Source organism: Klebsiella sp. K47 (genome assembly GCF_051858335.1).
GTDB classification, from domain to species: domain Bacteria; phylum Pseudomonadota; class Gammaproteobacteria; order Enterobacterales; family Enterobacteriaceae; genus Klebsiella; species Klebsiella pneumoniae.
Window position 1 is genome coordinate 270105 of record NZ_JBPYUI010000004.1, and the last position, 10314, is coordinate 280418.

Genomic DNA, 10314 nt, shown 5'->3' on the forward strand with positions numbered 1-10314 from the left:
CATCACTCCTCACGCGGCCAGACGCGGGCCGGAATAAAAACCTCGCCAGCAAACAGCAGTCGCGCCGTGCGTAACAGGCCGCAGCCAGCCAGGGCGCCGTCAGCATCAAGCTGAAGCGTCACGCTAAATTCGCCTGTCGGATGCTCGACGCTGAGCAGCGGCGTATCGCCTGGCGCTACCTGCGCCAGGCCCTGCGCGACAGAGCCGGGGAGCAGACAAGCGCTGGCCACGCTCACCGCGCCAAATACGCCGATCGACGCGTGGCAGCGGTGGGGGATAAAGGTGCGGCTGCTGATGGCGCCGCCGTGCCGCGGCTCGGCGATCAGGGTCATCTTGGGCACCGTGCGCTGGCTGACGTCGCCAAGCTGCATCAGCGGCCCGGCCTGCAGGCGAATCGACTCCAGGCGACGTTTAAGCGCGTCGTCATTATCCAGCTGTTCGCGCGTCTCATAGCCGGTGCAACCGAGGTCGCACGCGCGCAACAGGATCACCGGCATTCCGTTATCGATGCAGGTCACCTCGACGCCGTCAAAACGGTCACGGACCCGGCCGGTCGGCAGCAGCGCCCCGCAGCTGGAGCCGGCGACATCAAGAAAATGGAGCAGGATCGGGCTGGCGCTGCCCGGCACGCCATCGATACGGCTCTCGCCGACGTAGTTGACCCCGTCGGCATCGCAGGGGATCTCTGCCACCGCCAGTTGCCCCGTGTTCTCCATAAAAATACGCACCCGAGTGAGCGGCGCATCGTGGCGAACCAGACCGCGCTCGATGGCGAAAGGGCCAACGGCGGCGAGAATATTGCCGCAGTTTTGGCCGTAATCCACGGTAGCCGCCGCCACGTTCACCTGGGCAAACAGATAGTCCACATCGGCGTCAGGCCGTGCGGAGCGGCGGATAATCGCCACTTTGCTGGTCAGCGGATCGGCGCCGCCGATCCCGTCAATTTGCCGGGGATCAGGCGAGCCCATCACCGCCAGCAGCACCGCATCACGTCGCACCGGATCGGCAGGCAGATCGTCGGCCAGAAAACAGGCCGCTTTAGAGGTGCCGCCGCGCATCCATAGACAGGGGATTCCGCGTTGCGCCATTTATTCCTCCACCTCGTCTGCGCGGTCGTAATACCGCAGGCCCTTTTCCGCCAGACGCGGACGCATAGCGTAAATATCCAGCCCCAGCTCGCCATTGCGCATCCGCTCACGTTTCGCAAGCTCATTGCTCATGCGGGCTTCCGCTTTATGGAGCACATCACGGACCCGGGCGTGAGGCAGCACCACGACGCCATCGTCGTCGGCCACCACGACATCGCCCGGCTGTACAAGCTGACCTGCGCATATCACCGGGACGTTAACCGAACCGAGGCTCTCTTTCACCGTCCCCTGGGCATAAACCTGACGGGACCAGACGGCGAATCCCATTTCCCGCAACGTTTGCGAATCACGAATGCCGATATCGCCCACCAACCCGACCACGCCGCGCGATTGGAGAGACGTCGCCAGTAGATCGCCGAAGAAGCCATCGCCGCACGGCGAGGTCGGGGCCACCACCAGAATATCGCCGGCGCGGCACTGCTCGACCGCCACATGAAACATCCAGTTGTCGCCAGGCGTCACCAGCACGGTTACCGCGTTGCCCGCCCGGCTGACGCCCTGCTGAATCGGACGGATTGCCGGCCCCATCAGCCCCTGACGATCCCAGGCTTCATGGAGCGTCGCCACCCCGGCCGCCTCACAGCGGCGCAAAACCGCCTCGTCATGGCGCGGCAGGTGGCGGATCACAAGGCCTTTTTTATTTAACAGGTTCATGCCAGGTTCTCCGTTACGCGGGGGAAGATGCTCTGGAAGGCTTCGCCGTGAACGATATCGCGCGCGGCCGTGATGCCGATATTGCGCTTGGCCTGCACCCCGCGCTGCAGCGCCACGCGGGTGTAGTATTCCCACAGATGCTCCTGACCCTGCATGCACTGAATGGCCTGATACTTTTTCTCCCAGACGGCGGTGATGTCCAGCAACACATCGGGTTTCCAGTTGCACTGCTCCGGCTGGTGCGGTTCGAAACAGTAAACCGGGGGAGCAGAGACAATTTTCTCACCGGGGCGATAGCCTTCTGCCTGGGCGATAATCCGTGCTTCCTGGGCCAGATGGGAGGCCAGCGGATGATCGTAGTTATAGGGATCGTGCAGGGAGTGCGTCAGGACAAAGTGGGGCTGGATACGGCGATACACATCCGCCAGACGAAATAGCGTCTCTTTATCGGCGCGCAGCGGATAGTCGCCGATATCAAAGAATTCGACGCTGGCGCCCAGGATCGCGGCGGCGGCCTGCGCCTCTTCGCGACGCACCTGCTTCACCGCCTCCTCGGTCATGTTGCCTTTACGCCACAGTTTGGCGGACTCGCCGCGCTCGCCAAAGGATAAACAGACCACATGGACCTGATAGCCCTGCGGGGCATGCAGCGCTATCGCACCGCCCGCGCGCCAGACGAAATCGGCCGAGTGGGCGCTGACGACAAGGGCACTTTTTTCGCTAACCGGATGAGACATGATGGCTTCCTCTGTTGTTTTTTTCAGCTTGTCATGTCCCGTCGTGGGGAGGTAATTCGTTAACTTGCGAAGGCTATGATTTTTATTTATGTTGTCGTCTCACTCACTTTTTCAGGCCTGACGAACAATGCTAAAGAGAAAGCACGATAAAATTATAAATATCATGCAGCTGCGCTTTTTCTGTCAGGTCGCGCTGCGCGGTAGCGTCTCACGCGCGGCCGATGACTTATTCCGCACGCAGTCAGCGATAACCCGGGCTATTCGCGATCTTGAAGCCGCGTTGAACGTCACGCTGTTCGAACGCCATTACAGCGGCATGGTGCCCACCGAGTATGGCAAGTGCATCCTGCCGCGCGCCCGGCGGGCGATTGACGACCTGCAGGCCATCCCGGCGCTGCTGCAGAAGCACCATACCCGCAGCAGCGGCCCGCTGGCGGACGCCGGCTGGCTGTTCAATACCCGCCGCTTAGCCATTTTTATTCAGCTCTATCACGTCAACCATACCCAAACCGTCGCGCAACAGTTGGGGATCACTCAGCCGGCGGTCAGTGCCGCGCTGAAGGTCCTGGAAAAAGGAGCGGATTCGGCGCTATTTCGCCGGACGCCAGAGGGGGTGCGTCCCACGCCTGCCGCAGAGCTACTCTATCCCCCGGTGAGCAGAGCGCTCAACGAGCTGGAAAACATCTGGAGCGATCTCGCTGCCCGTCGCGGGGTGTTGGAGGGCACCGTGCGCATTGGCGCCCTGCCGCTGAGCCGGACCCGGCTACTGCCCTCCGCCATCGCCGCCTTTCTGGCCCAGCACCCGGGCATCACCCTCATGACCAATGAAAGCCCGTATGAGTCGCTGGTCGCCGATATGCGGGCAGGTAATATCGATTTTATTATCGGCGCCCTGCGCCAGGATGAAGATCTCCCGGACCTCTGTAGCGAAGCGTTATTCGAAGAGGATATGTTGATTTTACTGCGTAATAACCACCCGCTGCTGCGCCATCCGGACCCGCGCAGCCAGCTGGCGACAGCGCAATGGGTGCTGCCGCGCGCCAACGCGCCGGCGCGCAATTTGCTGGATAAGGCGTTTGTCACCCTGGGGCTGCCGCTGCCCCAGCCGACGGTGGAGACCGGGGATGCGGCGATGGTGCGAGGATTGCTGCAGGGCTCCGACATGCTGGCGGCGGTCTCCGCCAGCCAGATGCGTTTTGAAACTGACAATGGGCTGCTCAGCGTGTTGCCGGTTCCCCTGCCCGATACCACCCGGCGTATCGGGCTGACGTTTCGCGCCGGCAGCCTGCCCTCCCCGGCGACGCAGGCGCTGTTGCGTTTTATTTATCAGCAGGTTCAGGACGGGGCCGTTTAACGTTTACCCGCCACCGAATAGGTTACCTGCTGGTTGCGCGTTTGCTGAAACGCCTCCAGCGTCTGCCCGCGCATCGCGGCGTAAATATGCAGGTTGGATACGCCGACCACCGCGCCCATTTTCTCCAGCAGGAAGAAGCTGGCGCCATACTGAATTAATCCCCGCCAGTCGCGCGCGTTGAGCAACTGCTGTTCCTCCTCACTCAGTCCGGCTTCGGCATAAAGCGACTGAGGCGACTGCAGAAAACGTTCACGCCAGGCAGGCTCAATCAGCCGATGCAGGAAACGGTTAAGCCGCAAGCCATTCAGGCTGCGCTCGTGGGTAAAAGGATAGGTTCCCGGCAGTTTCTCCACCCCGGCCAGCTGCTGCGCCATATGCTGGCGATGGCGCGTCAGGGTATCGACGGGGGGCAGGCGCGCATTGTTCTCAAGGATCAGCGTGGCGATACCGGTCATCGACGGCAGGTAATAATCGCGCCAGGTTTCGGTGACATTGGCTGATAGCGCGCCGCGCATCACCAGCCACATGATCACTTCGGACCCCTCCATCCCCCCCAGCTCGGCATATTCGCCAAGGGTCATTTCGGTAAGCTTTTCCGGGTCATTAACCAGCATATCAACAAACTGGGCATCCCAGTCGGGATTATTAAATCCGCAGCGCTCGCCATGAACCTGATGCGAGAGCCCGCCGGTCGCGACAATCGCCACATTGATATCTTCCGGGAAGCTTTCAATCGCCCGGCGCAGCGCCTGGCCGAGTTTGTAACAACGGCGCGCGCTTGGTACCGGAAATTGCAGCACGCCGATCTGTAACGGGATCACCGCCGTCGGCCACCCCTGCGCTTCATCCCAGGGCAACAGCGCCGAAAGCGGCGAGAAAAGGCCGTGGTCGAGCTTTTTATCCATAAAGAACGACATATCAAACTCGTCGGCCATCAGGCTGGCGCCAATGTGCCTTGAGAGCGCCGCGTTGCCCTGGACCGGCGGCAGACAGCGCGGTCCGCCGCCTTCATCGGCAACGTCATATTGACTGTCGATTCCCAGCGTAAAAGTCGAATAGTGATCGAAGAAAAAGGCGGTCACATGGTCATTAAAGATGTACACCAGCGCATCCGGTTTTTTCTCCTCCAGCCAGCGCTGCAGCGGTTCGAAGCTCTGGAAGATCGGCGCCCACGCCGGGTCCTGCTGTTTATGATGATCGACCGCGAAGCCGATAGTCGGGGTATGAGAGACGGCGATACCGCCGAGAATGTTAGCCATCAGATAACTCCACTTATCGGTGTTCGAGGGGGGATGACAAAGCGTCAAGTTCTGCCTCTGTGAGTCGAGGCTTAGCGTGATTCATACGGTGCAACAAAATACAGATCCCCGCCAGGCAGGCCGGCAGCGCAAGCACCAAAAAGATCGACGAGTGTCCCGGCACGGCCAGCATCAGCATCCCGCCCAGCGTGGAGCTGAGGATAGCCCCGGTACGGCCGATACCATGCATCCAGCTGACTCCGGTAGCGCGGATCTCGGTTTGATAATAGGCGGGCGAATAGGCCTGCAGACCGTTCTGCGCGCCGTTAATGCACATCCCGCTGATAAAAATCAGCACCGACAGCGCCGCCGAACCGAAATTCATCACCCCCTGGGACAACAGGCACAGACAGCCGAGGAAATAGGTTGCCGCAATCACGGCTTTCGCCGAAGCGCGATCCATCAGCATACCGACAAGGATCCCGCCCAGCGGGCCGCCGAGCTGGAACAAGCCGGTCATCATCGCCGCCTGCTGCAGCGACAGCCCGCCGGAGCGGAGAATGGTTGGCAGCCAGCCGTTCAGCAGGTAAATCACAAACAGCCCCATAAAATAGGTTAACCACAGCGCTATCGTGCCGCGGGCATAGCCATGCCGGAACAGCTGCGCCACTTTGCTGCTCCGCGTGATGGGCGGCGCATTCAGCTGGAAAACGGTTTCAGCCGTAAACTGGCCCCCAAGCCGGTTAAGCGCCCTGGCAATCTGCTCGCCCGGTAGTCGGCGCGCCACCATGTTCATCGCCGACTCCGGCAACATCACGATCATAAAGGGGAGCACCACGAGCGGCAGCACGCCGCCAAAAACCAGCGCCGAGTGCCAGCTGTAATGCGATAACAAACCGGCGGCGATAAAGCCGCCGAGGCCGGAACCCACGTTAAAACCGCTGTACATCAGGGTGATCATCACCCCTTTACGCCGCTCCGGCATATATTCCGCCACCAGCGTGACGCAGTTGGGCATTACGGCGCCAAGGCCAAGGCCGGTGAGAAAACGCATCAGCGCCAGCTGCGTCGGGCTTTGCGCCACGGCGCCGGCCAGGCTGAACAGCGCAAACAGCGCCACCGACCAGAGTAAAATTCGCTTTCGGCCGTAGCGGTCAGAAAGCGGACCCGCTACCAGGGCGCCAATGGCGACGCCGAACATGGCCGCCCCAAGAATCGGCCCCATTTCGGCCCGGCTGATGCCCCAGTCCTCGATGAGCGCCGGGGCGACAAAGCCCATCACCGCGGCGTCATACCCATCCAGCATAATGATGATGAAACAGAGCAGCAGCACGTTCCATTGAAAGCGCGAGACCGGGCGGGTATCTATCCACGCTTTCACATCGACAACGTTCGTGTGATTCATAGGGTGACTTCCTCAAGCAGGCGGTACGAATGTTCTGGTTAGTGTTTTTTGAGTGGAACTTTCGTACTCAACTTAAGGCAGGTCACGCAGGCTGTCCGGTTCGAAAATCCGGCGTCAGATATGAGTTTTATTTATAATGTGAGGGATACGACAAAAACCAGCCAGCAAAAAACCCGCAGCCAACGGCGGCGGGTCAGGGCAAGAGCAGCGTTTAGTGCTTCGGAATAATTAAATCGCCGCGCAGCGGGCTGCCGCCCGGGTTGTCCGTTTTCTCGGTCAGCCAGTTGACGATCCGCGACGCCATCGCGTCCATGGAATATTCAATCGCCGGGATAGTCGGGATACCGGGCAGCTGTAACGATCCGGCGAGGCTAAACACCATGACATTTTGCGGAACGGCGCGGTTAAACGCCTGCAGCTGCGGCACCACGCGCTGCGCCTGCTGTTCATCGCTCACCAGCAGCGCGTTAAAGTTCAGCGTAGTGGCGTTATTGACCAGCTCCTGCACCGCCACCGACGGCGAGGTGTTATCCAGAAACACCAGGTTGCGATTAAACGGCAAAAAGTTTTTTTCCAGCGCGTGCTTGTAGCCCAGCAGCACCTGGTCGGCAAAGCCGCTGCTCTGCGGATGAATCAGCGCAATCTGCCGTCTCCCCTGGCTAATCAGATAGTGACAGGCGGTTTCGGCGGCGAAAGCATGATCGAACTGAATACTGTTGTCGCCTTCGCTATCGAGGCAGTCCACCAGCACCACGTCCGGGCGGTTAATATTCAGAGGAAAACGCGCGCCGATGATTAGCACGTTATCGCACAGCCCGCAGGTCAACTCCTCCAGAGAGTTCATCACGCCGTGGCTGGTGTTGGCGAAGCGCAGCAGCAGGTGTTTCTGGTGCTGGCTGAGCTGTTTTTCCAGGGCGTAGAGATAGCTGGTGGTTTGATTGATGTTGTCCTGGGCGCAGATGACGCCGATGCAGCCGGTGGACTGGCTGAGCAACGACTGGGCTATCATGTTTGGCCGGTAATTGAGCGCTTCCGCCGCCTGCAGCACCGCCTGACGACTGGCTTCCTTCACGCCACGTGAGCCGCTCAACACTCGCGACACCGTGGCTTTGGAAACCCCGGCAAGTCGTGAAACATCATTGATTGTCGACATCATTTTCCCCTGCGCGGGCGCCGCGTCCCGCCAAAATCCTGTAAACCTGAATCGCTTCAATTATGACCAGCGCAGTATATCCATTTCGCCATTTGTTTGGAAACCGATTTTCCATTTCAGCGCAAAACATCGCCAAATCGACAGAATAATGTGAGCGAAATCCAATAAATCCGCCCTATAAGCAGGAGATCTTGACCACTATCACAGTTCTGCTTTTTATAAATGGAAACCGGTTTCCGTCTGATATCAAATCACCCACGCAATAACTTTTTACATTTTGAGGATGGTCGTCGATGTACAAGATTATGCTGTGCTGCTCTGCCGGGATGTCCACCAGTCTGCTGGTCAGAAAGATGGTTGAGGCGGCGAATGAACGTGACCTGCCGGTGCAGATTGACGCCTATGGCGTTTCCGAATTTGACATGCAGTTTCCGCAGTATCAGGTGGTGTTGCTTGGCCCCCAGGTGAAATACATGTTGAAAACCCTGTCTGACAAAGCGGCTTCCCTGAACATTCCCGTTCAGCCCATCGATACGATGGACTACGGTATGCAGCGGGGAGACAACGTCCTGAATTATGCTCTGTCGCTGATCCCAGCGGCGCACTGAGAGGTGTTGAAATGAGTTCTCTGTATCAGTCCATGATTGCCGTGATCGAGCAATCTATTACTCCGCTGGCAGGACGCCTTGGGCAGCAGAAATACGTTATCGCTATCCGCGATGGCTTCACTGCCGCCTTGCCGTTTATGATCATCGGCTCTTTCATGCTGGTATTTATCTTTCCGCCGTTTTCACCCGATACCACCAACGGCTTTGCCCGCGGCTGGCTTGATTTCTCCCAGCACTACCGCGAACAGCTGATGCTGCCGTTTAACCTCAGCATGGGCGTGATGACCTTCTTTATCTCGGTCGGCATTGGCGCCAGCCTCGGTCGTCAGTTTCAGCTCGATCCGGTGATGTCCGGTCTGCTGGCGTTTATGGCTTTCCTGCTGGTCGCCGCGCCCTATGCCGATGGCAAAATTTCCACTCAGTATCTGTCCGGTCAGGGCATTTTCACCGCGCTGATCACCGCCATCTACTCCACCCGCGTTTACGCGTGGCTGAAGCAAAACAACATTACGATTCGTCTGCCGAAAGAGGTCCCCACCGGCGTCGCCCGTTCGTTTGAAATCCTGATCCCGGTGCTGGTGGTTATTGCGACTCTGCATCCGCTGAATCTGTTTATCGAAGCGCAGACCGGGATGATCCTGCCGCAGGCGATCATGCATCTGCTGGAGCCGCTGGTTTCCGCCTCCGACTCGCTGCCGGCGATTTTGCTCTCTGTTCTGATGTGCCAGATTTTCTGGTTCGCCGGTATCCACGGCTCGCTGATTGTTACCGGCATTATGAACCCGTTCTGGATGGCCAACCTGTCGGCAAACCAGGCGGCGCTGGCGGCTGGCACGGTACTGCCGCACGTCTACCTGCAGGGCTTCTGGGATCACTATCTGCTGATTGGCGGCGTCGGTTCTACCCTGCCGCTGGCCTTCCTGCTGCTGCGTAGCCGGGCCACCCATCTGCGCACCATCGGCAAGATGGGCATCGTGCCGAGCTTCTTTAATATCAACGAGCCGATTCTGTTCGGAGCGCCGATCATCATGAACCCGATGATGTTTATCCCCTTCGTCTGCGTACCGATGGTCAACGCGGTGCTGGCTTACGGCGCGACGCGTCTTGGCTGGCTGAGCCAGGTGGTGTCGCTGACGCCGTGGACTACGCCGGCCCCAATTGGCGCGTCGTGGGCGGCTAACTGGACCCTGAGCCCGGTGGTGATGTGTCTCATCTGCATGGTGATGTCGGCGGTCATTTACCTGCCGTTCCTGCGCGCTTATGAACGTTCCTTAATGAAAACCGAAGTTGAGAAAGCCAAAAATAGCGTTCCGGTAGCAGAAACCGTTAGCTAATCCCTCTCCTTCCGGAGAGATAATAAGATGACAGCGTAATAATGCAGAAAATGGACTTTCACTGCATTATTAAATAATAAATACCTCAGGAATACACATGATGGAATTAGAAGATGCGGTAATGGAAATTATCGTTAATGCGGGACAGTCACGCTCATTATGTTTTGAAGCGCTGCATGCGGCCCGAACCGGAAATATCGACGAAGCGCGCTTACTCTTAAACGAGGCCGACGGTTACGCCCGCCGGGCGCATCAGATGCAGACCCTGCTCATCGGGCAGGATGCCGGTGAAGCGCGTCAGCCCATGACGCTGATTATGGTACATGCCCAGGATCATTTGATGAATTCGCTGCTGGCCCGCGAGTTCTCAGAAGAATTAATCCATCTGTACCAGCGTTAATTAATATGGAATAACGTTAGCGAGAATATTATTCTCCGGCGTCGCTGTACCCTAAAAAACAAATCAGCTTATTTTGGCTATTTATTCTAGCCAGAATGGGATGGTTATTATCTGAAATATATTAATTATTAAAGCGAGATAACCATGAATACTGTAAAAAAACTGCCTTTAGCCATGGCGGTGGTCGCCGCGCTGTGCCCAATTTCTGTCATGGCGCAAGAATTTACGCAGGAACAGATCGACGCCATCGTCGCCAAAGCCGTTGATAAAGCGCTGGCCGACC

10 protein-coding genes and 1 pseudogene are annotated in these 10314 nt (G+C 58.4%); 5 read left to right on the forward strand and 6 right to left on the reverse strand.

The window, feature by feature from the left end; genetic code table 11:
* Window positions 1–2 precede the first annotated feature (2 nt).
* From RRF55_RS05945 to galB, 3 genes are read right to left on the reverse strand one after another with little or no spacing between them, the layout of a single operon-like run.
* Complete coding sequence (locus tag RRF55_RS05945; protein ID WP_004145035.1) at window positions 3–1088, reverse strand: 4-oxalomesaconate tautomerase; 1086 nt, start codon at window positions 1086–1088, stop codon at window positions 3–5.
* Window positions 1089–1802 (reverse strand): 4-carboxy-4-hydroxy-2-oxoadipate aldolase/oxaloacetate decarboxylase, encoded by a 714-nt coding sequence (locus RRF55_RS05950; protein WP_004145036.1) that lies wholly within the window; start codon window positions 1800–1802, stop codon window positions 1089–1091.
* Window positions 1799–2539: a 4-oxalmesaconate hydratase gene (galB, locus tag RRF55_RS05955; protein WP_439419102.1), complete on the reverse strand. Its 741-nt coding sequence runs from the start codon at window positions 2537–2539 to the stop codon at window positions 1799–1801. Before galB ends, RRF55_RS05950 begins: the two co-directional genes overlap by 4 nt.
* A 127-nt stretch (window positions 2540–2666) precedes the next feature.
* Between galB and RRF55_RS05960 the strand changes: the two genes are divergently transcribed.
* Window positions 2667–3893, forward strand: a complete 1227-nt coding sequence (locus RRF55_RS05960; RefSeq protein ID WP_002923147.1) for a LysR family transcriptional regulator — start codon at window positions 2667–2669, stop codon at window positions 3891–3893.
* Here the strand turns inward: RRF55_RS05960 and RRF55_RS05965 are convergent.
* The 3 genes from RRF55_RS05965 to RRF55_RS05975 all read right to left on the reverse strand — a co-directional run bounded on the left by RRF55_RS05965 (window position 3890) and on the right by RRF55_RS05975 (window position 7689).
* The gene (locus RRF55_RS05965) at window positions 3890–5152 is read right to left on the reverse strand and encodes a gallate dioxygenase (protein WP_002923152.1); all 1263 of its coding nucleotides are present in this window, start codon (window positions 5150–5152) and stop codon (window positions 3890–3892) included. The two genes, RRF55_RS05960 and RRF55_RS05965, sit on opposite strands and share 4 nt — an antisense overlap.
* 13 nt (window positions 5153–5165) lie before the next feature.
* Window positions 5166–6536 carry an MFS transporter gene (locus RRF55_RS05970; protein WP_032415828.1) on the reverse strand — a complete coding sequence of 457 codons (1371 nt, stop codon included), beginning with the start codon at window positions 6534–6536 and terminating at the stop codon, window positions 5166–5168.
* 211 nt (window positions 6537–6747) lie between these two features.
* Complete coding sequence (locus tag RRF55_RS05975) at window positions 6748–7689, reverse strand: LacI family DNA-binding transcriptional regulator (RefSeq protein ID WP_002923154.1); 942 nt, start codon at window positions 7687–7689, stop codon at window positions 6748–6750.
* A gap of 293 nt (window positions 7690–7982) precedes the next feature.
* Here RRF55_RS05975 and RRF55_RS05980 point away from each other — a divergent pair, with 293 nt between their 5' ends.
* The 4 genes and pseudogenes from RRF55_RS05980 to RRF55_RS05995 form a co-directional block, all read left to right on the forward strand.
* Complete coding sequence (locus RRF55_RS05980) at window positions 7983–8297, forward strand: PTS sugar transporter subunit IIB (protein ID WP_004145041.1); 315 nt, start codon at window positions 7983–7985, stop codon at window positions 8295–8297.
* Window positions 8298–8308: 11 nt separating this feature from the next.
* Complete coding sequence (locus tag RRF55_RS05985; RefSeq protein ID WP_002923156.1) at window positions 8309–9631, forward strand: PTS cellobiose transporter subunit IIC; 1323 nt, start codon at window positions 8309–8311, stop codon at window positions 9629–9631.
* 97 nt (window positions 9632–9728) lie between these two features.
* Window positions 9729–10031, forward strand: coding sequence for a PTS lactose/cellobiose transporter subunit IIA (locus RRF55_RS05990; protein WP_439419103.1), 303 nt, complete (start codon window positions 9729–9731; stop codon window positions 10029–10031).
* Between the two features lie 144 nt (window positions 10032–10175).
* Window positions 10176–10314: pseudogene (locus RRF55_RS05995) on the forward strand (carbohydrate porin); the annotation flags it as partial.

Coding starts and splice junctions, on each gene's coding strand:
- RRF55_RS05965 (WP_002923152.1), bottom strand. CDS start 5,152: ATGGCTAACATTCTCGGCGGTATCGCCGTCTCTCATACCCCGACTATC.
- RRF55_RS05990 (WP_439419103.1), top strand. CDS start 9,729: ATGATGGAATTAGAAGATGCGGTAATGGAAATTATCGTTAATGCGGGA.
- RRF55_RS05980 (WP_004145041.1), top strand. CDS start 7,983: ATGTACAAGATTATGCTGTGCTGCTCTGCCGGGATGTCCACCAGTCTG.
- RRF55_RS05985 (WP_002923156.1), top strand. CDS start 8,309: ATGAGTTCTCTGTATCAGTCCATGATTGCCGTGATCGAGCAATCTATT.
- RRF55_RS05970 (WP_032415828.1), bottom strand. CDS start 6,536: ATGAATCACACGAACGTTGTCGATGTGAAAGCGTGGATAGATACCCGC.
- RRF55_RS05945 (WP_004145035.1), bottom strand. CDS start 1,088: ATGGCGCAACGCGGAATCCCCTGTCTATGGATGCGCGGCGGCACCTCT.
- galB (WP_439419102.1), bottom strand. CDS start 2,539: ATGTCTCATCCGGTTAGCGAAAAAAGTGCCCTTGTCGTCAGCGCCCAC.
- RRF55_RS05960 (WP_002923147.1), top strand. CDS start 2,667: ATGCTAAAGAGAAAGCACGATAAAATTATAAATATCATGCAGCTGCGC.
- RRF55_RS05975 (WP_002923154.1), bottom strand. CDS start 7,689: ATGTCGACAATCAATGATGTTTCACGACTTGCCGGGGTTTCCAAAGCC.
- RRF55_RS05950 (WP_004145036.1), bottom strand. CDS start 1,802: ATGAACCTGTTAAATAAAAAAGGCCTTGTGATCCGCCACCTGCCGCGC.